This window comes from Kribbibacterium absianum, assembly GCF_030067705.1.
Classification (GTDB): domain Bacteria; phylum Actinomycetota; class Coriobacteriia; order Coriobacteriales; family Atopobiaceae; genus Kribbibacterium; species Kribbibacterium absianum.
Map to the genome: position 1 here is coordinate 16,346 of NZ_JASJEX010000005.1, position 26,014 is coordinate 42,359.

The 26,014-nt window shown below is 69.3% G+C and carries 18 protein-coding genes and 1 riboswitch; of the genes, 9 read left to right on the top strand and 9 right to left on the bottom strand.

Annotated features, from left to right (window positions below):
- Positions 1-27: 27 nt before the first annotated feature.
- The 4 genes from QJ043_RS09210 to QJ043_RS09225 form a co-directional block, all read right to left on the bottom strand.
- Positions 28-4,623 carry a 2-hydroxyacyl-CoA dehydratase gene (locus QJ043_RS09210; RefSeq protein WP_283713507.1) on the bottom strand — a complete coding sequence of 1,532 codons (4,596 nt, stop codon included), beginning with the start codon at positions 4,621-4,623 and terminating at the stop codon, positions 28-30.
- Positions 4,620-5,300: a TetR/AcrR family transcriptional regulator gene (locus QJ043_RS09215; RefSeq protein WP_283713506.1), complete on the bottom strand. Its 681-nt coding sequence runs from the start codon at positions 5,298-5,300 to the stop codon at positions 4,620-4,622. The genes QJ043_RS09210 and QJ043_RS09215 overlap by 4 nt, the downstream gene beginning before the upstream one ends.
- 566 nt (positions 5,301-5,866) lie before the next feature.
- The gene (locus QJ043_RS09220) at positions 5,867-6,739 is read right to left on the bottom strand and encodes an ABC transporter substrate-binding protein (protein ID WP_283713505.1); all 873 of its coding nucleotides are present in this window, start codon (positions 6,737-6,739) and stop codon (positions 5,867-5,869) included.
- A 296-nt stretch (positions 6,740-7,035) separates the two neighbouring features.
- Positions 7,036-7,581 carry a histidine phosphatase family protein gene (locus QJ043_RS09225; protein WP_283713504.1) on the bottom strand — a complete coding sequence of 182 codons (546 nt, stop codon included), beginning with the start codon at positions 7,579-7,581 and terminating at the stop codon, positions 7,036-7,038.
- A 117-nt stretch (positions 7,582-7,698) separates the two neighbouring features.
- On the opposite strand from QJ043_RS09225, the gene QJ043_RS09230 reads away from it, so the two are divergent.
- On the top strand, positions 7,699-9,063 hold the full coding sequence (locus QJ043_RS09230; RefSeq protein ID WP_283713503.1) for a PFL family protein: 1,365 nt from the start codon (positions 7,699-7,701) through the stop codon (positions 9,061-9,063).
- A gap of 79 nt (positions 9,064-9,142) precedes the next feature.
- Here QJ043_RS09230 and murB read toward each other — a convergent pair whose 3' ends face one another.
- Positions 9,143-10,999, bottom strand: coding sequence for a UDP-N-acetylmuramate dehydrogenase (gene murB, locus QJ043_RS09780; RefSeq protein ID WP_347177746.1), 1,857 nt, complete (start codon positions 10,997-10,999; stop codon positions 9,143-9,145).
- Between the two features lie 143 nt (positions 11,000-11,142).
- Positions 11,143-11,283, top strand: a riboswitch (FMN riboswitch).
- 5 nt (positions 11,284-11,288) lie between these two features.
- Here murB and QJ043_RS09245 point away from each other — a divergent pair.
- From QJ043_RS09245 to QJ043_RS09270, 6 genes are all read left to right on the top strand, one after another.
- Positions 11,289-11,858 (top strand): ECF transporter S component, encoded by a 570-nt coding sequence (locus tag QJ043_RS09245; protein ID WP_283713502.1) that lies wholly within the window; start codon positions 11,289-11,291, stop codon positions 11,856-11,858.
- Positions 11,859-12,785 (top strand): ATP-binding cassette domain-containing protein, encoded by a 927-nt coding sequence (locus QJ043_RS09250; protein ID WP_283713501.1) that lies wholly within the window; start codon positions 11,859-11,861, stop codon positions 12,783-12,785. It abuts the gene before it with no gap.
- Entirely contained in the window at positions 12,782-13,675 is an 894-nt protein-coding gene (locus tag QJ043_RS09255) for an ATP-binding cassette domain-containing protein (RefSeq protein ID WP_283713500.1), read from the top strand. Before QJ043_RS09250 ends, QJ043_RS09255 begins: the two co-directional genes overlap by 4 nt.
- Positions 13,672-14,466 (top strand): energy-coupling factor transporter transmembrane component T family protein, encoded by a 795-nt coding sequence (locus QJ043_RS09260; RefSeq protein WP_283713499.1) that lies wholly within the window; start codon positions 13,672-13,674, stop codon positions 14,464-14,466. The genes QJ043_RS09255 and QJ043_RS09260 overlap by 4 nt, the downstream gene beginning before the upstream one ends.
- A gap of 222 nt (positions 14,467-14,688) precedes the next feature.
- Positions 14,689-16,014 (top strand): coiled-coil domain-containing protein, encoded by a 1,326-nt coding sequence (locus QJ043_RS09265; protein WP_283713498.1) that lies wholly within the window; start codon positions 14,689-14,691, stop codon positions 16,012-16,014.
- A gap of 231 nt (positions 16,015-16,245) precedes the next feature.
- Positions 16,246-17,250, top strand: a complete 1,005-nt coding sequence (locus QJ043_RS09270; RefSeq protein WP_283713497.1) for an SPFH domain-containing protein — start codon at positions 16,246-16,248, stop codon at positions 17,248-17,250.
- Between the two features lie 386 nt (positions 17,251-17,636).
- Here QJ043_RS09270 and QJ043_RS09275 read toward each other — a convergent pair whose 3' ends face one another.
- The 4 genes from QJ043_RS09275 to QJ043_RS09290 all read right to left on the bottom strand — a co-directional run bounded on the left by QJ043_RS09275 (position 17,637) and on the right by QJ043_RS09290 (position 22,772).
- Positions 17,637-18,560 carry a peptidoglycan-binding domain-containing protein gene (locus tag QJ043_RS09275; RefSeq protein WP_283713496.1) on the bottom strand — a complete coding sequence of 308 codons (924 nt, stop codon included), beginning with the start codon at positions 18,558-18,560 and terminating at the stop codon, positions 17,637-17,639.
- Between the two features lie 22 nt (positions 18,561-18,582).
- A complete protein-coding gene (locus tag QJ043_RS09280; RefSeq protein ID WP_283713495.1) occupies positions 18,583-19,638 on the bottom strand; it encodes a polyprenyl synthetase family protein in 1,056 nt (351 codons plus the stop codon).
- A complete protein-coding gene (gene galE / locus QJ043_RS09285) occupies positions 19,638-20,690 on the bottom strand; it encodes a UDP-glucose 4-epimerase GalE (protein WP_283713494.1) in 1,053 nt (350 codons plus the stop codon). Before galE ends, QJ043_RS09280 begins: the two co-directional genes overlap by 1 nt.
- A 426-nt stretch (positions 20,691-21,116) precedes the next feature.
- Positions 21,117-22,772 carry an ABC transporter substrate-binding protein gene (locus QJ043_RS09290; protein WP_283713493.1) on the bottom strand — a complete coding sequence of 552 codons (1,656 nt, stop codon included), beginning with the start codon at positions 22,770-22,772 and terminating at the stop codon, positions 21,117-21,119.
- Positions 22,773-22,972: 200 nt separating this feature from the next.
- On the opposite strand from QJ043_RS09290, the gene QJ043_RS09295 reads away from it, so the two are divergent.
- Positions 22,973-23,866: a proline iminopeptidase-family hydrolase gene (locus QJ043_RS09295; RefSeq protein WP_283713492.1), complete on the top strand. Its 894-nt coding sequence runs from the start codon at positions 22,973-22,975 to the stop codon at positions 23,864-23,866.
- 497 nt (positions 23,867-24,363) lie between these two features.
- Positions 24,364-25,884: an ATP-binding cassette domain-containing protein gene (locus QJ043_RS09300; RefSeq protein ID WP_283713491.1), complete on the top strand. Its 1,521-nt coding sequence runs from the start codon at positions 24,364-24,366 to the stop codon at positions 25,882-25,884.
- Positions 25,885-26,014 lie beyond the last annotated feature (130 nt).

Consider the following 26,014-nt stretch of genomic DNA (forward strand, 5'->3'; position numbering starts at 1 on the left):
GAGGGCCGGGGCGCATGGGGCGTCGGGCTAGGCCGACGTGCTGTGCCTCGCCCGCTCGGCGGCCTCCGCCTCCGCCTCCTCGATCAGGTCCAGCTGCGCGCGGGAGAGCACGATGGGCTGGGACGCCTGCACGTGCGCGTGGCACAGGGACACGGGATGCTCCGGCGCGGCCGCGCGCTGGGCGGCGCGGGCCTCGGCCAAGCGGAACTCGCCCGTGTCCTTGAAGTTCTCCTTGGCGACGCTGATCATGAGCTTGATGCGGTTGAGCTGGTTCACCTCCGACGCGCCCGGGTCGTAGTCGACGGCGACGATGTTGCTCTCCGGGTGCATCTGACGCAGCTTCTTGATCACGGACTTGCCCACCACGTGGTTGGGCAGGCACGCGAACGGCGAGCAGCACACGATGTTGGGGCAGCCCTCCTCGATGAGGTCCACCATCTCGGCCGTGAGCAGCCAGCCCTCGCCCATCGTGTTGCAGAGCGAGAGGACCTGCTCGGCCTTGGCGGCGAGGTCGAAGATCTGCACGTACGGCGTGAAGCGCGTGCTCTCCTCCAGCATGTCGTTGATGGGCTTGCGGAGCCGGTCCACCAGCTTGATCGCGGCGCCGTAGCCCGCGCGCTTGTACCACTTGGTGCCCAGCTCGTGCCGCATGTTCGCGGGCGACGTGAGGCCGAAGAGGAAGAAGTCCACGAGCCCCGGGACGACGGCCTCGCAGCCCTCCTGCTCGATGACCTGCACCACCTGGTTGTTCGCGGTGGGGTGGAACTTCACGAGGATCTCGCCCACGACGCCCACGCGCGGCTTGGAGCGGTCGCCGGTGAGCTCGAGCAGCTCGAAGCTGTCCACCACGCGCTGGCAGAAGCGGTAGAAGTCCTTGAAGGACCACCCCGAGATGTGCTCCTTGGCCTCGGCCATCAGGCGGTCGTAGAGGGCGTTCGCGCTGCCGGGCTCCGCCTCGTAGGGGCGCGTGCGATAGAGCACGTTCATGAAGAGGTCGCCAAGGAGGAGCGCCATGACCGCAGACTCGCCGAGGTCCAGGTTCATGATGCTGAAGCCCGGGTTGTCCTCGTCGAGGCCGCCGGCGACGGAGAGCGAGATGACCGGGACCTCCGGGTGGCCGCTCTCCTTGAGGGCCTTGCGGATGAGCGCGATGTAGTTGGTGGCGCGGCAGCCGCCGCCGGTCTGGGAGATGAGCACGGCCGTCTTCGTGAGGTCGTACTTCCCGGACTCGATGGCCTCCATGATCTGTCCCGTCACGAGGATCGACGGATAGCAGATGTCGTTGTTGACGTACTTGAGGCCCGCGTCCACCGCGCCGTGGTCGACGGACGGCAGCAGCACGACGTTGTAGCCGTGGTCCTGGAGGATGCGCTCCACGAGCTCGAAATGCACCGGGGACATCTGCGGCGCGAGAATCGTGTAGCCCTCCCTCTGCATCTCCTCCGTGTAGCGCACCTTGGGGAACGCGGCGCTCGCGGCCTCGCGCTCGACGGGCACCGCCGGGTGCTCGGGGTTCTCCGCCCGAGCCTCTTCCTCCAGCTCCTCGCGCTGCTCCTTGAGGGCGGCGAGCAGCGAGCGCACGCGGATGCGCGCGGCGCCGAGGTTGGACACCTCGTCGATCTTGAGCACGGTGTACACCTTGCCCGAGGCCTCGAGGATCTCCTGCACCTGGTCCGTGGTGAGGGCGTCGAGCCCGCAGCCGAAGCTGTTGAGCTGGATCATGTCGAGGTCGTTGCGGCCCGCGACGAAGCGTGCGGCGCGGTAGAGGCGCGAGTGGTACATCCACTGGTCCACGACGCGGATCGGGCGCTCCGGCTCGGCGCGATGGGCCACGGAGTCCTCGGTGAGGACCGCGAGGCCGAAGCTGGCGAGCAGCTCGGGGATCGCGTGGTTGACCTCGGGGTCGTTGTGATAGGGGCGGCCGGCCAGCACGATGCCGTGGCGGTCGTGCTCCTCCATCCAGGCGAGCGCGGCGTCGCCCTTGTCCTGCATCGCCTTCTTGAAGTCGAGGTCCTCCTGCCAGGCGGCGTTGACGGCGGCGTCCACCTCGGCGCGCGTGATGTGGGGCCCTGTGAAGCGGCCCTTGCCGCGGGCGGCGTCCTGCTCGCGCTGGACCGAGACCACCTCGTAGAGGCGCCGCTTGAGCTCGCGCTTGTCGTCATAGGGCAGGAAGGGCGACAGGTACTCGATGTCGTCCGCCGCCAGCTCGTCCACGTTGAGGCCGAGCGCTTGCGGGTAGCTCATCACGATCGGGCAGTTGTAGTGGTTGGTGGCGCTGTCGTCCTCCTGACGCTCCCAACGGACGCAGGGCATCCAGATGAAGTCCGGGTCCTTCTGGAGCAGGTCCATGATGTGGCCGTGGCTGAGCTTGGCCGGGTAGCACACCGACTCCGACGGCATGGACTCGATGCCCGCCTCGTAGGTGGCCTTGGTGGAGTCGTCCGAGAGGACCACCGAGAAGCCGAGCTCCGTGAAGAAGCGGTGCCAGAACGGATAGTTCTCGTACATGTTGAGCGCGCGCGGGATGCCCACGGTGCCGCGGGGCGCGACCTCCCGGTTGAGCGTCGGGCGGTCGAACAGCAGCTTGTTCTTCTCGAGGAAGAGGTTGGGGGCGTCCGCCTTGGCCTTCTTGGTGCCGGAGCCCCTCTCGCAGCGGTTGCCGGTCACGAACCGGTGGCCGCCGCCGAAGTCGTTGATCGTGAGCAGGCAGTTGTTGGAGCAGCGGCCGCAGCGGGCCTTGATCACCTTGGGCGCGAGGGCGTCGATGTCCTCGCGCGGGAGGATCTGGGACACCCCGGCCTCGCCGGCACGGTCGCGGGCGAGCAGCGCCGCGCCATAGGCGCCCATGCAACCGGCGATGTCCGGACGGATGGCCTTGCGGCCGCAGAGGAGCTCGAAGGCGCGCAGCGTCGCGTCGGACATGAACGTGCCGCCCTGCACGACGACCGCCTTGCCCACCTCCTCGGGGTCGCGGAGCTTGATGACCTTGAAGAGCGCGTTCTTGATGACCGAGTAGGACAGGCCCGCCGCGATGTCCCCGACGGTCGCGCCCTCCTTCTGGGCCTGCTTGACGCGGCTGTTCATGAAGACGGTGCAGCGGGAGCCGAGGTCCACGGGCGCGGTGGCGCCAACGGCCGCGGCGGCGAAGTCCTCAACGGACATGCCCATCGCGTTCGCGAAGGACTCGATGAAGGAGCCGCAGCCGGACGAGCAGGCCTCGTTGAGCATGATGTGCTCGATGACGCCGTCGCGGACGCGCAGGCACTTCATGTCCTGGCCGCCGATGTCGAGGATGAACTCGACGTCCGGCACGAAGGCCTTGGCGCCGCGCAGGTGCGCGACGGTCTCGATCTCGCCCGAGTCGGCGCGAAGGGCCTCGATGAGCAGCGCCTCGCCGTAGCCGGTGGTGGTCACGTGGCCAATCGTGCAGCCGTCGGGGATGCGGTCGTAGAACTCGTCCATGATCCGCTTGGCGGTGCCGAGGACGTCGCCGTTGTTGTTGCCATACCAGGTGTGGAGGAGCTGGCCGTCCTCGCCCACCATCGCGGCCTTCATCGTGGTGGAGCCGGCGTCGATACCGATGAACACACGGCCGCGATAGGTGGCCAAATCGGCGGTCGGGACCTTCTCGGCGTCGTGGCGCGCGTGGAACTCGTCGAGGTCCCCCTGCGTCGCGAAGAGCGGCTCCAGACGCTGGACCTCGGACCCCTGGGTGTCGCCGAGGTTCGCGAGCCGCTCCATGACCTCGGTGAACGTGGAGACGGTCTCGTCCTCGCCGGCCATCGCGGCGCCCGAGGCCACAAAGAGGTGCGCGTTCTCCGGGACGATGCGGTGCTCCTCGTCGAGGTCGAGGGTCTCGTAGAAGCGGTGGCGCAGCTCCGAGAGGTACTGGAGCGGGCCGCCGAGGAACGCCACGTGGCCGCGGATCGGGTGGCCGCACGCGAGGCCGGAGACCGTCTGGTTGGCGACGGACTGGAAGATGGACGCGGCGACGTCGGCGGGCTCGGCGCCCTCGTTGAGCAGCGGCTGGACGTCGGACTTGGCGAACACGCCGCAGCGGCTCGCGATGGGATAGATGTGGGTGGCGTCCTTGGCCAGGTCGTTGAGGCCGGAGGCGTCCGTGTGGAGCAGCGACGCCATCTGGTCGATGAACGCGCCCGTGCCGCCGGCGCAGGTGCCGTTCATGCGCTGCTCGATGCCGTTGTCGAAGTAGATGATCTTCGCGTCCTCGCCGCCCAGCTCGATGGCGACGTCGGTCTCGGGGATCAGCGCCTCGACCGCGCGCTTGGAGGCGATGACCTCCTGGACGAACTCGAGGCCGAGCCACTGGGAGAGCAGCAGGCCGCCGGAGCCGGTGATGGAGACGCGCAGGGGCACGTCGCCCACCGCCTCGCGCGCGAGCGAGAAGAGTTCCTGCGCCGTGGCGCGGATGTCCGTGTGATGACGCTGGTAGTTGGCATAGACCAGGCGCCCCTCCTCGTCGAGCACGGCGAGCTTGACCGTGGTCGAGCCCACGTCGATGCCGAGGCGCAGGGTGCCGGAGGGGATGTCCTCCCGGCGCGCGGGCCTGAGCTCGGCGCCGTTCTCCACGAGGTCGATCTTCTTGGACTCAATCGAGGTCATGCGGTCTCCAAATCGTTCATCAGGGCACAGCCGTAGCCGAGGATGTCGGTCGCGTGGACGTTGCCGTAGAGGTCGCCGGGGCGCACGAACATGAGCAGCGTCATAATCTTTGCCATGGCCTCGACGGACTCCTGCATGCCGCCGGTGAGCCAGCGGCTGAGCACCGCGCACTCGGCGCCGACGGCGAAGGTGATGTAGTAGTCGAAGAACGCGCCAAGGGCCCGGTGGTCGAGGCCATGGAGCGCGCGGGACGCCATCACGCCGTGCACGGCGTCGCGGATCCGCGGCATGAAGGCCGGGTCGCCGCCGGCGCCGAGCAACGGCACGAGGTACGAGGCGCGGTCTTGGAAGTACTGGAGGATCTGGACGGCGCCGGGCGCGGGCTCGGTGGCGTCGATCGCGCCGAAGACCTCGTCGAGGTTGGAGCTGGCAAGGTTCTCGACCAGCTGCACGACCTCGGCGACCGTCTCGTCCTCGATGGCGGTGACGAGGGCGCCGATGTCCTTGAAGTGCGAGTAGAACGTGCGCCGGGTGAGGCCGGCGCGCTCGGTGACGGCAGTGACCGTGACCGAGGTGAGGTCGCCCGTGGCGACGATCTCGTCGGCGAGCGCCTGGCGCATCGCGATCCGGGAGCGCCGGGAGCGCGGGTCGGTGCGCGCGACGGTACAGGGGTCCATGGGCTCCTCTCGGGACTTTTTGCACAGCTCGTGCAGTAAGTGCACAGTCCGTGCAGTATTGCACAAGGCGCGCAATAAAGTCCCGCAGAAACCGCGGATTCCGGCGACCCCCTACAACGGGCGGTGTGGGACGGAGGTGCCGGACGGGACGGAGGTGCCGGACACGGGTGTCCCGCCCACTGGGACGGAGGTGCCGGACACGGGTGTCCCGGCGCAAGGGGCTCTCGGGATGGCGAACCCCCCGGTCTTGCGGAGAAACGGTTCCGCGCAAAGGTTCGCAACCGGATGTGGGGAAACGTCGAGCACATGCACGAGCAGCTGACGCCCACCTGGGGTTTTGTCGTCAGGACGCGTTGCGGAGAAACGTTTCCCCACAAGCACCCACGTAAACTTGTGGGGAAACGTTTCCCCGCAACGGCGAGACCCCTGAACTCCGTTGCCGCTGCCATTCCCGGCCCGTGCCGCCGAGCGCATGGCGGGACGGAGGTGCCGGACACCCGTGTCCCGCCCACGCAAAAGGGCGCCCCGCCCGGAGCGCCCTTCTCGGTGACTGTCCCTCTTGCGTGTTACAGCGAGGAGCCAAACCACGTGGTCTCGATGGAGTCCATCGTGCCGTCGTCCTCCATCTCCTTGAGGGCGTTGTTGATCGCGCTCGTGAGGCCCGGGTTGTCCTTGGAGACGGCGACGCCGTACTGCTCGCCGGTCGGGATCTCCACGGTGACCTCGAGGTCGCTGTAGGCCTGCTCGATCTCGTACTTCACAACGGGCAGGTCGCTCACACACGCGGCGTAAAGGCCGGTCGACACGCCGGTCATGGCCTGGATGATGTCGTCGAGCGGCACGATCGTGGCGTTGGGCAGGTTCTCCTTGGCCCAGGCCTCACCGGTGGTGCCCGACTGCACGGCGATCTGGGTGCCCTTGACGTTGAGGGAGTCGACGTCGGTGGCGCTCGCGCCCTTCTTCACGCAGATGGACTGGTTGGAGTCCATGTAGGGGTCGCTCATGTCGACCTCGGCCAGGCGCTCGTCGGTGATGGTCATGGCCGCCAGCGACACGTCCGCCTTGCCGCCGCTCTTGATGGTCGGAACGATGGTGTCAAAGGCCACGGAGGGCAGGATGTTGGGCTCGAGGCCGAGCTTGTCGCAGAGGGCCTTGAAAACGTCCACGTCGAAGCCGGCGTAGTCGTCGCCGTCCATGTACTCGAACGGCGGGAAGGCGAAGCTGGAGATCATCGTGAGCTTGCCGTCGGTGACCGTGGTGTAGTCCGTCGCGGTGCTGGCGCCGTCGCTCGAGCTGTCCGTGGAGTCGGTGGAGGTGGCCTTGGTGGCAGAGTCGTCGCTCGCGGAGCCCGAGCCGCCGCAGGCCGTGAGGCCGAGCGTGAGGCAGACGCCGAGCAGCGCGCAGACGACCAGCGCGAGGAGGCCGTGGTGCTTCTTCATGAGCTTCCAATCTCTTGGGGGACCTAGCCGCACAGTGTGGTCGCGCCCGTGCGCCCCGGTTGGCGCCGGACGTCCCTTTTAACGGAACGGTTATCGAAACCGATGCGTATCAGAAGCCGTTTGATGCGTTCCCGCGCATAGCGTGGACGCTTCGGTCAAAGCGATCTGTCCACGCTGTCGCCGAGCGGAGCGTGGACAAACGGCTCTCTCCGAAGCGTCCAGGCGTGGACAAACGGCTCTCTCCGAAGCGTCCAGGCGTGGACAAACGGCTCTCTCCGAAGCGTCCAGGCGTGTCCTCAGAGCTCGAACTCGAGGGCCTCGCAGTTGGCCATCACAAAGGACGCGAACTCCTCGTCCTCCATGTCCTGGAACAGGCTCGCGACGATGCGCCCCACCCCGCCGTGCGTGGCGACGAGCACGGTGTCGTCTGGCCCGAACTCACCGAGCGCCCCCGACCGCAGGTCCTCGAGGAACGACCCCACGCGCACGAACATGTCGCCATAGGACTCGCCCTCCGGCAGCCGCTTGAAGAACTGCCGCTTGGCCGCCTGGTACTCCTCGCCCCCGCGGGGCGTCCCCTCGTAGATGCCGAAATCGCGCTCGAGCAGCCGGTCGTCCGGGACCACGGTCAGCCCGCGTCCGGCCGCCACCGCCTCGGCGGTCTCGAAGGCGCGGCTCGACGGCGACGAGAAGACCGCACAGATGCGCTCGTCCGCCAGGTGCCTCGCCAGCTCGGCGGCCTGCGCCCGGCCCCGCTCGTTCAGCGGGACGTCCGTGCGCCCGAGCACGCGGTTCTCGACGTTCCATGGCGTCTCTCCATGCCGGACCACCAAAAGGCGCATGTCTCCTCCTTGAGTCGCTTCCGCTACAGGATAGCCGCACGGGCCGACCCGGCCGGGGCCTTTGGTAGATTGGGGGCACTGTTCGCCGACCCCCGCACGCCGACCCTAAGGAGCCCCATGGCCATCACCCCCGAGGAGGTCTTCGAGACCCTCGACATGGTGTCGCAGCAGAACCTCGACATCCGCACGCTCACGATGGGCATCAACCTGCTCCCCTGCGCCAGCAGCGACATGGGGCGCCTGTGCACGAAGATCTACGACCGCATCTGCGCCACGGCAGAGGGCCTCGTCCCGACGGCAGAGGCGCTCGAGCGCGAGTACGGCATCCCGATCATCAACAAGCGCGTCTCGGTGACGCCCATCGCGAACGTGGTGGCGGCGTGCCCGGACCGGGACCTGCTGCCGGTGGCCCGCGCGCTCGACCGCGCCGCCGAGAGCCTGGGAGTGGACTACCTCGGCGGCTTCTCGGCGCTCGTGCACAAGGGCATCGGCGAGAGCGACCGGCGGGTGATCGAGGACATCCCGCGCGCGCTGGCCGAGACCGACCGCGTGTGCGCGTCCGTGAACGTCGCGACCCTGCGCGCCGGCATCAACATGGACGCCGTGCTGCTCATGGCCGAGAAGGTCTTCGAGGCGGCCGAGCTCACCCGCGACCGCCAGTGCGTGGGCGCGTCCAAGCTCGTGGTCTTCTCGAACATGGTGGAGGACTCCCCCTTCATGGCGGGCGCCGTTCATGGGCAGGGCGAGGCGGACGCCGTGATCAACGTGGGCGTCTCGGGGCCGGGCGTGATGGCCGCCGCCCTCGAGCAGCTGCCGGACTCCGCGGACCTCACCGTCGTGGCCGAGAGGATCAAGCAGACCGCGTTCAAGATCACCCGCGCCGGCGAGCTCATGAGCCGCGAGGCCGCGCGTCGGCTCGGGGTGGCCAAGGGCATCGTGGACCTGTCGCTGGCGCCGACGCCGGCCATCGGCGACTCCGTGGCGCGCATTCTCGAGATCATCGGCGTGGGCGAGACGGGCGGCCCGGGCACCACGTGCGCGCTGGCGCTGCTCAACGACGCGGTGAAGAAGGGCGGCGTGATGGCGTCGTCGAGCGTGGGCGGCCTGTCGGGGGCGTTCATCCCCGTGAGCGAGGACGCCGGCATGATCCGCGCCGCCGAGGACGGCGCGCTCTCCATCGAGAAGCTCGAGGCCATGACCTGCGTGTGCTCGGTGGGGCTCGACATGATCGCGATCCCCGGCGACACGAGCGTGGAGGCCCTGGCCGGCATCATCGCCGACGAGATGGCCATCGGCGTGATCAACAACAAGACCACCGCCGTGCGCATCATCCCGGCCATCGGCTACGGCCCGGGCGACGTGCTGCACTTCGGCGGCCTCTTCGGCGAGGCGCCTGTGATGGCCGTCAACCCGCACGCGGGCACCGTCCTGGCCCATCGTGGAGGGCACTTCCCCGCCCCGCTGAACTCTTTGAAGAACTGATGTGCAAACAGGGACAGTCCCCGTTTGCACATCAGTCTCGAAACGTGCATTTGGGGACTGTCCCCAAATGCACGCCTTGCTAGAACCAGCCGAGGAAGCGGACCTCGGGCTCCAACGTGACGCCGTCCTTCTCGGCAACCACCTCTTGCACGTGGGCGATCACGGCCCGCACGTCCGCCGCGCAGGCCCGGTCCACGTTCACCACGAACCCGGCGTGCTTGGTCGAGACCTCCGCACCGCCCACGCGGTACCCCTGCAGGCCGGCCTCGCTGATCAGCTGTCCGGCGAAATGCCCCTCCGGCCGCTTGAACGTGGACCCGGCGCTCGGCAGCTCGAGCGGCTGCTTGGCCTCGCGCCTGGCGGTGAGCTCGTCCATCCGGGCGCGGATCTTCTCCTCGTCGCCGCGGGACAGCTCGAAGGTGGCGCTCACGACCACGAGGCCGTCGGTCCTCACGCGGCTCGTGCGGTAGCCGAGCGCCAGCTCGTCGACCGAGAGCGTCTCGCGGTGCCCGTCGGGGAACACCACCTCGGCCTCCTTGAGCACGTCGGCCACACACCCGTCGTAGGCGCCGGCGTTCATGAACACCGCGCCGCCCACGGAGCCCGGGATGCCGCACGCGAACTCGAGCCCCGTGAGCCCGAGCGCCGCGGCCATCTCGCTCGCCTCGACGATCGGCACGCCGGCCTGGCACGTGAGCTCGCAGCCGTCGCTCGTGACGTCCGTGAGACCGTCGCCCAAATCGAGCACCACGCCGCGGTAGCCGGAGTCCGAGACGAGCAGGTCGCTCCCCTTGCCGAGCACGAAGAACGGCGCCTTGGCCTCGCGCAACGTGCGCAGGCAGTCGATGAGCTTGCCGCGGCTCTCGGGTGTGACCACCACGTCCGCGGGGCCGCCGATCTTGAACGTCGTCCGGCCGCTCAAGGGCTCGTCGAGCGCCACGGAGCCCTCGCCCGCGTCCAGACGCAGCGAGTCCGCCACGGCGTAGCGATCGTACCCCGAGCGCACCGCGTCGATGATCCGGGCCATGGCCAGCGAGTCCGCCAGGCTCATGCGCGGGCTCTGGGTCTCGCCCGAGAGGTACAGGTCGACGAAGTGCTCGATCATGCCGTAGAAGTCGTCGACGTCATAGGGCACGTCCATGACCTCGGTGGTGCCGTCCGCGTAGTGGAACACGGCGTGCTCCGGGCGGTGCGGGTCGTCGACCTCCACGGAGCCGAGCGACCCGCGCACCACGGCCGAGCAGCCCTCGTTGGAGAGCGCGGACACCTGGATCCGCGCCGCCACGTCGCCCACCGTCATCGCCACGTCGTCGGCCAGGTCCACCTGGCCGCGGACCGTGTGCTCCGCGCTCGCGACGCAGATCTGGCCGCTCGCCAGCTGGCGCACCCAACTGGCGGCGTAGATGCCCATGTCGTAGGCCACGCCGCCGCCGATGGGCTCCATCGCGTAGGCCGGCACCTGCTCGTACTCGCGGCAGAGCCGCACCTCGACCGAGCCCACCTCGCCGATCGCCCCGTCGCCGATGTGGTCCATGAGCGGCTCGTACAGGGGCACGAAGCGCGTCTTCATGGCCTCCATGTAGAGGACGTCGGCGTCCATGGCCGCCTGGGCCACGGCCCCCATCTGGTGCGCCGACAGCGCCGCGGGCTTCTCGCAGAGGACCGCCTTGCCGGCCTTGAGGGCCTTGACCGCCCACTCGGCGTGCAGCAGGTGCGGCACCGCGATGTACACGGCGTCGACGTCCGGGCGCGCCAGGAGCGCGTCGTGCGACTCACAGGCCCCGGCGCCATGCTTCTCGGCGAAGGCCCGGACCTTCTCGGGCGTGCGGCCGCTCACCGCCACGAGCCGGCTGTGCGGCTCCTGGGCCAGGCTCCTCGCAAAGCGCTCCGCGATGTTCCCCGCGCCGATAATGCCCCATCGCACTGTGTCTGCCACCGAGCGTCCCTCCTCATGAGCGGGCGCCCCGGCTGGGCGCCCCCAAATGAGGGCATTCTACCCGCCGGCGCAAAGAGATGGCCGTCGCGCGGACCGGCTGCAACGGCATTGCACAGGACGGGCCTTCCTTGCTACCGTAAGGCCATCGGTTTCAGGGCGGGGTGAAAGTCCCCACTGGCGGTGACGAGCCACGGAACGGCTCGAAGCCCGCGACCCGCGAGCACGCGGTTGACCCGGTGGGATTCCGGGGCCAACGGTCACAGTCCGGACGGAAGAAACGGAGGCCCCTATGGGCACGTCTCTGCATCGCACCCATTCCACCACCGCCGCTGCCGGCTGGGACACCCGGAGGGTCGCCGTCTGCGCGCTCTTCACGGCCGCGGCGCTCGTGCTCTCCTTCGTGGAGCTGCCCATCTTCCCGGCGGCGCCGTACCTGAAGTACGACCCCTCCGGGATCGTGTGCCTCGTGGCGGGGCTGGCCTTCGGGCCGGGCGTCGGCGCGGTAGTGGCGACGCTGCCGTGGGTCGTGCACCTGTTCGTCGAGCCGTTCGGCGCGATCATGGCGCTCGCCTGCGCGCTCGTGACGACGCTCGTGGCGGCCGCGGTGTACCGCCGGTGGCACTCGCGCGGCGGCCTCATCGGGGCGCTCGCGGTGTCCGGGGTTGCGTGCCTCGTGGTCGCGATCCTCGGCAACCTCGTCATCACCCCGCTCTACTCCGGCGTGCCGGTCGAGGGCGTCGTGGCGCTCATCGTGCCGGTGCTCGTCCCGTTCAACCTGCTCAAGATCGCGATCAACGCAGTGGTGGCGGCGCTCGTGCTCGGCCCCGTGCAACGCGTGGCGAAGGCCGGCGACCGCTAGGTGACCGAGAAGGACCGGGGACGCACGGCTCCGGCGCCGGCGTCCCTCGCGCTCGACCTCCACGGCGTCGGGTTCTCCTACGACGGCGGCCGCACGTGGGCCCTTCGCGATGTGGACCTCGCGATGCGTCGCGGCGAGCGCGTGTGCCTGCTCGGCGCCAACGGGTCTGGCAAGTCCACGCTCGCCCGGGTCGCGGCCGGGCTCGTCGCGCCGGACACGGGCTCGGTCGACATCCTCGGGGTTCGCTGCCGCGACGCTGAGTCCGGCATCGACCCTGCGGCCTACCGTGACGCCCGTCGTGGCACCCGGACGGAAGGCCACGGCGTCGGCATGGTCTTCCAGTCGCCGGACGACCAGATGGTCACCACGAACGTCGCCGACGACGTCGCCTTCGGGCCAGAGAACCTTTGCATGCCCGCCGCCGAGATCACGGAGGTCGTGGGCCGCGAGCTCCACCGGGCCGCGATGGAGGACCTCGCGGGCGCCGACCCGTCGCAGCTTTCGGGCGGCCAGCAGCAGCGCGTCGCCATCGCGTCCGCCCTCGCGCTCGAGCCGGCGCTCCTCGTCCTCGACGAGCCGAGCGCCCGCCTCGACGCCCGCGGGCGCGCGGCGATCCTCCGCGTGCTCGGTCGCCTTGCCACCCACAGCACAGGGCCCGGCACGGCGATCCTCCATATCACCCATTTCATGGACGAGGCGCTCCTCGCCGACCGTGTCGTCGTGCTCGACCGCGGCGCGATCGTCGCAGACGGTGCCCCTGCCGAGGTCCTCTCGCGCCCGGACCTGCTCTCCCAGGAGGGCCTCGAGCCCACGTTCGCCTCGCGCCTCTCGGCCGCGCTCTCTGCGCGGGGGCTGCGCGTGGCGCCCACCTGGGACACGGACACCCTCCTCGCAGCGGTGGCGGCGCTCATCGGAGGTGGCGCATGAGCATCGAGCTGCGCGACGTCTCGTTCGCCTACGATGGCGCGTCCCCTCTGCTCCGGGGCTTCTCGCTCACGGTGCCGCACGGCTCGTGCCTGGCGCTCATCGGCCAGACGGGCTCCGGCAAGTCAACGGTGCTGAAGCTTATGACCGGCGTGCTGCGCCCGGATGCGGGCACGGTGCTCGTGGACGAGCGGCCCGCATGGCTCCCCGGCCATGGGCTCCGGAGAAGGCCGCGCCGCGAGCCGGGCCTCTATCGCCGCGTGGGCTACGTGATGCAGCGCCCCGAGCGCCAACTCTTCGCGCCCACTGTGGCCGAGGATGTGGCCTTCGGCCCCAAGAACCTCGGGCTCAGCGACCGCGACGCCGAGCAGGCCGCGGACGAGGCCCTCGACTACCTCGGGGTCCGCGACCTGGCCGGAGCCTCCCCCTTCGAGCTCTCCGGGGGCCAGCAGCGCCTTGTGGCCATCGCGGGCGTGCTCGCGATGAACCCTGGCAACCTCGTCCTGGACGAGCCGATGGCGTCGCTCGACCCGCGCGGCCGAGAGCGCATGCGCGGGCTGCTCCGCCGGCTCCTCGACGACGGGGTGACGTGCGTCCTCGTGACCCACGAGCTGGACGACGCGGCCGCCCTCGCCGACTCGGTGGCCGTGATGGACGAGGGCGCTCTCGTGAGCCAAGGGGCGCCCGGGGAGGTCTTCCGCGACGCCGCAGGGCTCGAGGCGCTCGGGCTCGGGCTGCCGGCCCCCGTTGCCTTCGCGCAACGGCTGGCCGACCTGCTCGGCCCGCGTGCGCCGGAAGCCCTGACCGAGGGCTGTCCGCTCGACGTGGGCGCGCTCGCCGACGTCCTGGCCGGCCTCGCCCCTTGTGCGCACGCGGAAGGGGGCGCGTCGTGAGCGGCCTCGTCAACCTCGGCGGCTGGGCCACCGAGAACTCGTTCCTGCGCCGGTGCGACCCTCGTTTCAAAGTGGGCTGCACGGTGGCCGCGATGGTGGTGTGCTTCCGCATCGCGTCGGTTCCCGGCGCCTGCGCGGCACTCGCGATGGTGCTCGCGCTCTGCTGGCTCGGCCGCGTGCGCCCCGGCCGGCTGCTCGCCGCCGTCTGGCCGCTCCTGGCCATGCTCGTGTTCGTGAGCGCGCTCAACCTCTTCGTGACGCAGACGGGGAACCTGCTCGTGCAGTGGGGGCCGTTGAGGATCACCACCGGCGGCGTCGACACGTTCGCGCTCTACTCGGTCCGCCTGGCGACCCTCCTCGGCTTTGGCACGCTGCTCCTGGCCACGACGGACCCTCTTGGCCTCACCAACGCGCTCGCGAGCCTGCTCTCGCCCCTCAAGGTGCTCCGCGTGCTGGTGGAGCAGCTCGCGATGGTGCTCGCGCTCGCGCTGCGCTTCGTCCCGACCCTGGCCGACGAGCTGCAGTCCGTGATGGACGCCCAGCGCTGTCGCGGCGCCTCGTTCGACCGCGGGTCCCCGCGTCGGCGCGTCGGCGCCCTGACGGCGCTTGCGATCCCCGTGATGACTGGGGCGCTCCGCCACGCGGACACGCTCTCGCTCGCCCTCGAGGCCCGCGCCTACGACCCGTCCGCCCCCCGCACCCGCTGGCGCGCCCCGCACCCCGGCTGGCGTGACGCCGCCCTCATCGCGCTGACGACGGCGTTCGTGGGCGTCGCGCTCGCGTGGGGCTAGGCGACGGCTGGGACACGGGTGCCGCACGCGTTTGTCCCACCGGTGGCCTCATCCGCTGATTTCAACGTTGTCTCAGAGCCGGTGGTCTCTCTATGGGACTCGCACGAGGCGCACCAGAGAGGCTATCCTAAGGGGCACTCTGGCCGAGCGGCACCACTTCCGGCCACAGTCATGCATCACCCGCGCGAAAGACGACGTGCACGCAGATTGAACGGAGCCGCAATGTCGCATTCCATCGGGGACGGGCGGACGCCCTTGCAGGCGCCCGAGTCCACGTTGCACCCGAGCGCCACGCAGGCGCCCTGTGACAGTCCCGAGGGCCAGGACGGGTCCTCGCACCAGCACACCCCCCACACCCTCTCCCGCCGAGGCGCCCTGAAGCTGCTGGGCGGCCTCGGGCTGAGCGCGGTGGCCGCCGCGCTTCTGGGCCCCGAACCGGCACAGGCCGCCTCGGCGTCCCAAAGCACGCTCAACGCGCTCGCCGACGCACAGGCCCAGTACGATGCCGCGCAGGAGCAGCTCAACGCCCTCGCCGACCAGTACGAGGCCATGGCCCAAGAGATGTCCGCCACGATGGACAAGATCGAGACGGTCAACGGCCAGATCGCGGAGACCGAGGCCAAGATCGAGGAGACCCAGGCCCAGATCGCCGAGAAGGAAAGGGAGCTCGCCGCCAAGAAGGAGGTGCTCGCGGCGCGCGTCTCGTCCAACTACAAGAGCGGCGGCACCAACTTCCTCGAGGTGCTCATGAGCTCGTCCTCCTTCGAGGAGCTCACGAGCAACATCTATTACATGAACAAGATGACCCAGGCCGATGTCCAGCTCATCGACGAGGTCACTGAGGCCAAGAAGGCCCTCGACGCCGCCAAGAGCGACCTGGAGATCCAGAAGGCGAACCAAGAGCAGCAGAAGGCCCAGCTCGAGGAGCTCAAGGCCGCCCAGGCCAAAGAGCTCGACAACATGCAGGCCAAGCAGGCCGAGGCGAGCGCGCTGCTCGACAGCCTTTCCGCAGAGGTCCAGCAGCTCATGGCCCAGCGCGACGCCGAGGTCCTCGCCGCCGCCAAGGCCGAGCAGGCGGAGCGCGAGAAGGCGGCCGCAGCGGCAGCGGCGGCCGCAGCGGCAAGCTCGAGCAGCTCTCGCCCCTCCGTGAACTCCAACGGCACCGCCATCTCAAGCGGCGGCGGCAGCAGCAAGGGCCAGGCCATCGTCAACGCCTGCTACCGCACGCCGTCCCCGGGCGCCGGCTACTGCGCGATGTGGGTGAGCCAGGTCTATCAGAACGCCGGCTACGGCTACCCGGGCGGCAACGCGGTGGACCAGTACTACGCCTACTGCTCGAGCTCCAACCGCGCGAACCTGCAGGCCGGCATGCTCGTCGCCGTGCCGACGCACCCCCACACCTCGGCCGGCCGCATCTACGGCCACGTGGGCATCTACATCGGCGGCGGCATGGTGATGGAGAACGTCGGCTACATCAACACGCAGTCCCTCGACTCCTGGTGCAGCTACTACGGCGCCTCCGCGACCCCGCGCTGGGGCTGGGCGTAGGCTGGCCGCCGGCCAAGCCGCCTCCCTGAGCGAGCGTCGAACGAACCCTTGGCCCCGGTGCGGGACGGGCTGCTCGGCCCGTCCCGCACCGGGGCCGATGCAAAGCGCTCGAGACGGAAGGAGACGCCCATGCGAGCGCCCTTCAACGTCCCCTTCCTTGACGTGAATCCAGAGTGATATCACCATGGTCTCATCGCGGCCGACAAGAGGCCGCATCGAGAGAGGAATCCCATGAGCGTTGAGAAAGAGCGCAGGGTGGCGTCGGGCTGGCCGGTCCTGGCCCTGTTGATCGCCGCGACCATCGCGGACGTGGCCCTGTATGGGGCCTCCATCGGTGCGCTGGTGGCCGACGAGGAATCGGCCTTTGGGGCGGGCACCTTGGTGGCAGCCGTGGTCGTCACTTGCCTCGTGGTGGTCGGGTTCGCCGGCTTCTTCACCATCCAGCCCGGTCAGGCCCGCGTGTGCGTGCTCTTTGGCAAGTACGAGGGGACGGTGCGCCAGGAGGGTTTCTGCTGGGCCAACCCCTTCTATAGCCGGTCCCTCGGCGACGGCGGAGCGCCGGAATCCTTGGCTGAGGTGGTCCAAGGGAACGGCAAGAAGCCCGACGCCGAGCCCAATCTCCCCAAGGGATCGAGCGCCACGGTGAGCGTGCGCGCCCGCACCTTGAACGGCGACCGCCTCAAGGTGAACGACCGCATGGGCAACCCCATCGAGATCGCCGATGTGGTGGTGTGGCACGTGGAGGACACCGCCAAAGCGCTCTTTGACGTGGACGACTACCCGCGCTACGTGGCGCTGCAGGCCGAGACGGCGCTCCGCCATGTGGCCAGCATCTATCCCTATGACCACACCGGCGACTCCTCCGACTCGGACGAGGTCATCACGCTGCGCGCCAACATCGAGACGGTCTCGGACACCCTGAGAGAGGAACTGGCGCACCGGCTCGCCCCGGCCGGCGTGGCCGTGGACGACGCCCGCCTCACCCATCTGGCCTACGCGCCCGAGATCGCCCAGGCGATGCTGCGGCGCCAGCAGGCCGAGGCCGTGATCGCCGCACGGCGCAAGATCGTCGAAGGGGCCGTGTCTATGGTGGAGATGGCCGTGGACCAGCTTTCCGTGGGAGGCACCATCGATTTGGACGACGAGCGGCGCGCGGCCATGGCGTCCAACCTTATGGTCGTGCTCTGCGGCGACTCGGAGGCGCAACCCATCGTGAACGCAGGGTCCCTGTATTAGGGCGGTGGCCCCATGGCTCGCAAGCAGTACCCGCTGCGGATAGATCCCGAGGTTTGGGCGGCCGTCCAGCGCTGGGCCGCCGATGAGATGCGGAGCGCCAACGGCCAGGTGGAGTGGATCCTTCGCGACGCGCTGCGCCGGGCCGGGCGCCTCCCTTCCGCCGAAAACCGAGCAGAGGACCGACCGGAAGACCGATCGACTTCCGAACCTCCCGACCCAGACGAGACGTGACGCCCCTCGACCCCGCTCGATAAAGGCGCCCGGACGCGCGCTCGCTGGGCGCGACTTCAAACAGCTCTCAGACGCGGAAAGGGGCTCGCACCGGTGAGGCGAGCCCCTTTCCGCGTCGACCGGCACCGGTGACGGTTCATGGCTCGGTGCGTCACCTATGCCATCGAGAAGGCCGAGCAGATCGCATCGAGGATCACGCCCGCCACCATCTGGGCCTGGCTGCTCGTGAACGAGCCGTCGTAGGCCGCCGCGGCCTCGGGCAGCTGGATGCGCACGCAGGGCGGCTTGTGGCGGCTCGCGGCGTAGGCGGTGCGCAGGCGCCGCGGCAGGTCGTCCCCACAGGCGTCCATCGACACCTGGGCCACGCCCGGGCGCGGCTCCTTCGGGACGCTCGTCAGCTCGAAGAGCACCGTGGCGTCGCGCGGCAGCTCGCCCGCGCTGTTGAGGAGCACGAGACCGGAGTGCTCGCTCGTCGCGGTCGCGAGGTTCCAGATGCGGCCGGCGACGTTGCGGGCCACCGGGTCGCCGGCGCAGAGAGCGATGGCGTTCTCCTCGAGCACGGACGCCGCGCGGGCGAAGCCCACCGCGCCGAGCGAGTCGGGCACGCCGGTGGCCTCCTTGTCGCCCCACACGTGATAGAGGCGCCACAGCGCCTGGAACGTGTCCTGGAACGCCATGCCGTCCGCGAGCATGCCCGTGTTCTCCTGGAACAGCTTCACGGCCGCCTCGGTGTGGGCGCCAAAGTACCCGTCCACCTCGCCCACCGGAAAGCCGAGCACGTTGAGGGCGTTCTGCATCGTGCGCACGTCGTTGCCGTGGAAGTTGGGAAGGCGCAGGTACAGGGTGCGGTCGCCCATGTGGTAGCCCTCGTCGACGAGCGCGGACCACGTGGCGGTGTCGACCTCGTCACCCACCGGCAGGCCCTTGTCCATACGGAACCGCTCGACGGCCTCGGCGGTGGAGGGGCCATACTCCTGGGCCTTGCGCTCCACCTCGCTCACGCGATAGCCGAGGGCGGTGAGGCGGTCCTGAATGTCCTCGACGGCGACGCCGGTCGTTCCCTTGCGGACGGGTTCCATGGTGCTCCTATCTGGTGCGGGCCTATCGCTCGCGTTGAACGAAGAAGTCGGGCAGGGCGGCGAGGGCGTCGGCGGCAGGGCCCGGCTCGAGCGGAATCGCGCGGAACCGGTCGCGTGCCCGTGCGGCCAGGTCCCGGGCGCACTCGCTCGCATGGTCCACCGCGCCCGTGGCGTCGATGATCGAGACGGCGCGAGACAGCCGCCCGGGGTCGGCGGTGTGGCTCTCGAGGATCCGGATCAGCTCGTCGCGCTGCTCCGACGTGCCATGGGTGAGCGCCCAGAGCACGAGCAGCGTGCGCTTGCCCTCGGTGATGTCACTGCGATAATCCTTGCCCTGCGAGGCCGGGTCTCCCACCAAGTTGAGCAGGTCGTCGGCGATCTGGAACGCGAGACCGGCATCCTCGCCAAAGGCCCGCAGCTCCTCCACGGTCTCGGCAGGGGCGCCGGCCACGGTGGCGCCGATGGCCAGGGGCGAGGCCGCCGTGTAGTAGGCGGTCTTGAGCGTGGCCATCGCGAGGTAGTCCTCGGGGGTCAGGTCCCAGCGCCCGTCGCGGGCCCACCCGAGGTCGAGCGCCTGGCCCTCGACGGTGCGGGCCATCATCTCCACCAGCTCGCGCACCACGGCGAGACGAACGCCCTCCGGAACGCGCGCGTCGTCGGCCACGCAGCCGAAGGCCTCCACCAGGGCGAGGTCCCCGTCGTTGATGGCGAGCCCGACCCCTTCCGTGACGTGGACGCAGGGGCACGAGCGGCGCGTCTCGGACTCGTCGGCGATGTCATCGTGAATGAGGGCCGCGGTCTGGAAGTGCTCGACCGCAGCTGCGGCCGGGAGGGCGGCGGACTCGGCGCCCCCACAGGCCTCGCAGGCCATGAGCACGAGGGCCGGCCGCACGCGCTTGCCGCCCCGGGCGCAGAACTCCTGCACCGGGCGGTAGAGATAGCGCTTGAGGTCCGGCGTCGGCGCGAGCGCGAAGGCGGCGGCCAGCTCGGCGTCCACGGCGTCGCGGTGCGCGGCCAGGTAGTCCACGAAGGGCGCCCAGCTGGCAGGGCCGGTATGCTCGGCGTTCGACTCCGCCATCACTGGAGCCCCTCGGGGTTGCGGGACTGCCAGTTCCACGAGTCGCGGCACATGTCGGCGATGTCTCGGGTGGCCTTCCAGCCCATCTCGCGCTCGGCCTTGGACGCGTCCGCGTAGTTCTCGGCGATGTCGCCGGCGCGGCGCCCATCGACCACGTAGGGAATGTCGCGGCCACAGGCCTTGGAAAAGGCCTTGATGACCTCGAGCACCGACGTCCCCGTGCCCGTGCCGAGGTTGAAGACCTCGACGCCGGTCTTCCCGTTCATCCACGCGAGCGCGGCCACATGCCCGGCGGCAAGGTCCACCACGTGGATGTAGTCGCGGACGCCGGTGCCGTCCGCGGTGGGATAGTCGTCGCCAAAGACGTGCACGGCCTCGCGGCGCCCGACGGCCGTCTGCGCCACGTAGGGCACGAGGTTGTTCGGAATGCCCTTGGGGTCCTCGCCAATGAGGCCGGACTCGTGCGCGCCGATGGGGTTGAAGTAGCGGAGCAGGACGACGTCCCACTCAGAGTCCGCCACGTAGAGGTCCTCCAAGATCTGCTCGATCATCCACTTGGTCCAGCCATAGGGGTTGGTGGCCGGCTTCTTGGGGCTCTCCTCGGTGAGGGGCAGCTCATCGGGGTCGCCGTACACGGTGGAGCTGGAGGAGAAGACGATGGCCTTGCAGCCGGCGTCGCGCATGCACTCACAGAGCGTGAGCGTGCCGCCGATGTTGTTGCTGTAATACTCGAGCGGCTTCGCGACGGACTCCCCCACCGCCTTGAAGCCGGCGAAGTGGATCACACGGTCGATCCGGTGCTGGGCGAAGACCTCCTCGAGAGCGGCCTTGTCGCAGATGTTCACCTGGTGGAACGTGCAGCGCTGGAAGGCCTCGTCGCCGACGATCTGGTTGATGCGGTCGAGGACTTTCGGGCTCGAGTTGGAGAAGTCGTCCACGATGACGACCTGGTAGCCGTTCTCGAGCAGGTCGACCACGGTGTGGCTGCCGATGAAGCCAGTGCCGCCGGTGACGAGGACCGTCGTGTCCTGGGGTGCGAGTTCGGTGCTCAAGGGAGGTCCTTCCACGAGGGAAAAGGGTCTGAAACGCACCGAGTATAAAGAGGGCTCATGGAATGCCTGTGGGCGGTGGGACGGAAGTGCCGGACACGTGCGTCCCAGAGGGCGCCCGGGACGCTGGTGCCGTAGCCGTGTGTCCCAGCGACCGGACGCTGGCAGCGGCACGGCTCGCGCATGCGGGGAATCGTTTCTCCGCAAGTATCGGCGGCGGTTTGCGGGGAAACGTCCGCACTCAAGCCACGCTTACCGGGGTTCGCCCGAAAAGGGCGACGTTTCCCCGCATGTGGTTCCAACTCTTTGCGGGGAAACGGTTCCCCGCAAAGAGGCCAGCCACAAAGCACACAAAAACGCCCGCCGGGACGCACGTGCCTGACACGCGCGTCCCAGCTGGGACATCGGCGTACGGCACCAGCGTCCCAGCTAGGCGTCGACCCGTGCCCTCGAGAGAACCGGCTGCACCTGGGGCGTGATGGTCAGGTCGTGCACCCGCGCACTGGAGCAGCGGCTGATGGCCTTCCAGTTGAGGGGCGCCACCGGGAGCTGCTCGGCAACGTACGCATCGCACGCGCTCATCGCCGCCGCGCGCTCGTCGGCGTCAAGCGTCGCGCGGGCGGCCGCGATCATCTCGTCGTAGGCCTCGTCCTTGAAGTGGCTCATGTTGTCCGACGACGCGCTCGCGAAGAGCGGGTACAGGTAGTTGTCCGCGATGGGATAGTCCGCGTACCAGCCGCGCGTGGCCACCATGAAGTTACCGGAGTAGTAGTTGTCGAGCATCGCGGCGTACTCCACACGGTCCATCGTCGCGTCGATGCCGATGGCGTCCCAGTCCGCGATCATGGCCTCGTACTCCTCCTTGGCGTACGCGGCATTGGTCATGAGCGTGACGGCGAGGTGGCGCCGACCATCCGCATCGGCCGGGTACCCAGCGTCGTCCAGAAGCTGGCCCGCGAGGTCCGGGTCGTGGCGCACCGGCCAGTGACCCTCCGATGAGCCCGCGATGGCCCTGGGGACGATGTCCTCGGCCGGATACGCCGAGCCCATGTACACGTTGTCGCAGATGGCCTGACGGTTCACCGCATAGGACAGCGCCTGACGAATCCGCACGTCGCCGCCGATGACCGGGTCGTCCATGTTGTAGACGAAGTACTGCGTGTAGAGCATCTCGCCCATGAACACCTGGGCGCCCGGCTGGGACGTGTAGCCGTCGTTCTCGGCCACGCCGTAGTCCTCCTGCGCCTGGGCCATCTGGGCCGCGGGCACCACAGAGTTGTCGCAGCTGCCGGCCTTGACCTCCGTGTAGCTGGTCAGGTTGTCGCGGAAGATGCCGAAGTGCAGCCCGTCGAGCAGGGCCGGCTCTCCCCAATAGCCGTCGTAGTGCACGAGGTCCACGTACTGGCCGTCCTCCCACTGGCCGGACATCCGGAAGGCGCCGTTGCCCACAGGAGCCAGACGGTACGCCTCGTGATCCTCAAGGGCACACTCAGGCACGGGGCCGAGCGTCGTGAGGGAGCACACGTACGGGAAGTCGGCGTAGGGTTTGGACATCGTGACGACGAGGGTGTGGTCGTCCGGGCACGCGATGCCGGAGAGGCCGTCAGCGTTACCGGCGACCTGCTCGTCGTATCCCTTGACCATAGAGAGGTGGTAGGCCAGCGCCGACGCGGTGCCGGCACCCTCCGGGTCCGTCAGGCGGTCCCAGGCGCGCTTGAAGGCCGGGGCATCGCACGCAGTGCCGTCGTGGAACGTGACCCCCTCACGGATCGTGAAGGTCCACTCCGTGGCGTCGTCGTTGGAGGACCAAGCGGTGGCGATGCAGGGCTCGAGCTCCTGCGTGTCCGGGTTGTAGCGGGTGAGCGGATCGAAGAGCTGGTAGACGACCGCGAGGGCGTTCTCGTCCTCCGAGGTGTAGGGCTCGATTCCCGTGGGGTTCTGGATGGCGAAGGAGAGCGTGCCGCCGTTGGCGGTGGCGGCCTCGGCCTCGGCGGGGTCGGTGACGCCCTGCTTGGTGCACGCGGTGAGAGCGAGAAGCGACGATCCGGCCGCGGCGGCCGTGAGGAGACTGCGGCGATTGAGCATGGGTGCCTTCTTTCGCGAGACTGCACGTCCTTGCATCAAAGCCGAGGCATGTTTCGGCGGGGCGAATGTGTGTCTCTTGTTTACGCGATAGCCATCGGAGGGTCTTCAGCTCGTGCGAGAATCCCCTGCAAACCCGTCAACGGATCACCGGGCTCCGGGTTTTGACTCATCGGCCCACGGCGTTTGAGGAAAGGACGGCCATGCAGGAGACCACCGGGCGCATGCCCTTCGACGGTGACCAGACGTGGTATCGCATCGTGGGCGACCTGGGCGAGAAGATCCCGTTGCTCACGATTCACGGCGGCCCGGGCAACACACACTACTACCTGCGCCCGCTGGACCTGCTTGCCGAGCGGTACGGGCGCCCAGTGGTCTATTACGACCAGATCGGCTGCGGGAACTCCCGCGCCGCGAGCGACCCTGAGCGTTGGACACTGGACTTCTTTGAGCGCGAGCTAGTGGCGCTCCGGGCGTGGCTGGCCGAGAGACACGGCATCGAGCGGGTGTTCCTGCTCGGCCAGAGCTGGGGCGGCATGCTGCTCATGCACTACGCAGCGCAGCGACCCGAAGGCGTGGCGGGCGTGATTCTCGCGAGCACGCTGGCGGACACGGACCTGTGGGTGGACGAGGCGCAACGTTTGCGCAGCTATCTGCCGCAAGCGATGCGGGATGCCCTGGTGCGCGCGGATGAAACGGACAACTACGAGACCCCCGAGGCGCGGGCGGCCATCGCCGAGTACTACCGGCGTCACGTGGCGGCGGTGCCCGAGGGCTCGCGCGGGGCCTGGGACAATCCGTTCCGGGACGATCCGGTGGCCGCAGAGGTCTACGAGACCATGCAGGGCAAGAGCGAGTTCCTGATGACGGGGAACCTGAAGCACTGGAGCATCGTGGACCAGCTGGGGCGGATCGAGGCGCCGGTGCTCATCACGAGCGGCATCGCGGACGAAGCCACCCCCGTGCAGCAGAAGCTGATCTACGACCACATCCCAGGCGCACGATGGGAGCTGTTGCCGGGCACGCACGGCACGCATATGGAATTCCCGGAGCGCTACTGTGCGGTGGTTGAGGAGTTCATGGAGCGGGTGGAGTAGGGACACCGGTGCCGTAGCCAAGTGTCCCAGGGGCGCCTTTGCGCAGGTGGGGGCAGGTCTCGCGCTTGCGGGGAAACGTTTCCCCGCAAGTCTCAGCGACATTTTGCGGGGAAACGTCCGCACCTCGGGCATGCTTCTCGGGGTTTGCCCGAGAAGGGCGCCGTTTCCCCACATGCGGTTCGATTCCTTTGCGGGGAAGCGTTTCTCCGCAACGGGGCCATAGACAGCTGGGACACACGCGTGCGGCACCAGCGTCCCAGTTGGGACACACGTGCCGGACTGGGACACACGTGCCTGACACGTGCGTCCCACCCCGGCCAGGCAGCGCCCGTCTCGGCGCCCTGTGCTAGGCTGAGCCCCAGTGCCAGCACCGGTCGCCCATATGCCAAGCGACCGCATCCAAAGGAGCTCTGTCAATGCGGCTGTAGGAATGCCTCCCAAGCCCCGCGCTTCGTCGCGGAGCCGTTCGCATTCGCCAATCCAGCCAAGGAGCCACCATGTCGTCAGTGCTGACGCTTACCTCTGTCACCTACACCTATCCCGGATGCGCCGAGCCCGCGCTCGCCGGCCTCTCCGTGACGTTCCCGCCCGGGTGGACCGGCGTCGTCGGTGCCAACGGCTGCGGCAAGTCCACCCTCGCGAGAATCCTCTGCGGCCAGCTGCACCCGGACACCGGATCCGCGAGCCCGCGCCTGTCGGCCTGCCTCTGCGAGCAAGACGCGGGCGTGGAGCCGGACCTCCTGCAGGACTTCGCCTGCGATTACGGTCGAGAAGCGATCGGGCTCCGGCGAGCACTCGGCATCGACGACGACCAGCCCTGGCGCTTCTCGGAGCTCTCCTGCGGCGAGCAGAAGAAGCTTCAGGTCGCCGTCGCACTCTGGCGCCGCCCGGAGGTCCTGGTCCTCGACGAGCCCACCAACCACGTGGACGCCCGTTGCCGGGAGCAGCTGCTCCCCGTGCTCGCAGGCTACGACGGCATCGGCGTCCTCATCTCACACGACCGCGCCCTGCTCGACGGGCTGGTGAGCCGCTGTCTCTGCTTCGAACCGGCCGGACCGGTGCTCCGCCCGGGGAGCTACACCTCGGCCCGCGCGCAATCGGAGCGGGAGGCCCTCGAGAAGAACCGCGCCCGGGCAGCCGCGCGCTCTCAGCTGGGGACCCTCAAGGCCGAGCAGGACCGGCGCCGCCACCTGGCAGCCCAGAGCGACGCGCGACGAAGCGCACGGGGCATCGACCCCAAGGACCATGACGCCAAGGGGCGCATCGGGCTCGCGATTGTGAGCGGACAGGACGGCAAGGCGGGGAGGCTCGCGGCGCGAATGGACGCCCGTGTCGCGAGCGTGCAGCGCCAGCTGGACCAGACCCGCGTGCCCAAGACCTATCAGGGAGACCTGTGGTTGGGCTGCGAGCCGGCGCGCCGCCCCGTTGTGCTGCGGGCGCCGGCCACCTCGCTTGCGTGCGGCCCGGAGTGTCAGCTCGAGGTGCCAGAGCTCCAGCTAGGACGCGCCGACCATCTGGCGCTGACCGGTCCCAATGGGGCGGGCAAGAGCACGGTGTTGCGACGGCTCGTGTCGCAGCTGGAGCGCCAGGCGGAGCCCTTGAGCTGGGCATACCTTCCGCAGGAGCTGACGGCGGACCAGCGGCGCGAGACCCTCGAGCACGTTCGGCAGTTGGCCCCTGCCGAGCGTGGCCGCCTCTTGTCCGTGGTCGCGCAGCTGGACAGCGACCCTGAGCGCGTGCTCGCCGGGGCCGAGGCCAGCTCGGGCGAGCTGCGCAAGCTCTGGCTCGCGGAGGCGGTGATGGGACGGCCGCAGCTGCTGCTCCTGGACGAGCCCACGAACCATCTGGACCTGCATGCCATCGAGGCGCTCGAGCGCGCCCTCGAGGCCTTCCCGGGCGCGCTCGTGCTAGTGAGTCACGACGAGCCGCTGGTGCGGGCGACGTGCGACCGCCGTTGGGAGCTGGTGAAGGGCGACGGGCTCGTGAGGGTGCGCGAGGGGGCGGCCTCGGAGGGGTGAGGCGGGACGCTAGTGCCGGACACGTGCGTCCCAAGCGACGGGACGCTGGCGTGGGACGCGGGTGCCGGACACCTGTGTCCCAGCCAGCTTGCGGGGAAACGTTTGCGCACAAGGACCGGGGCGCGTTTGC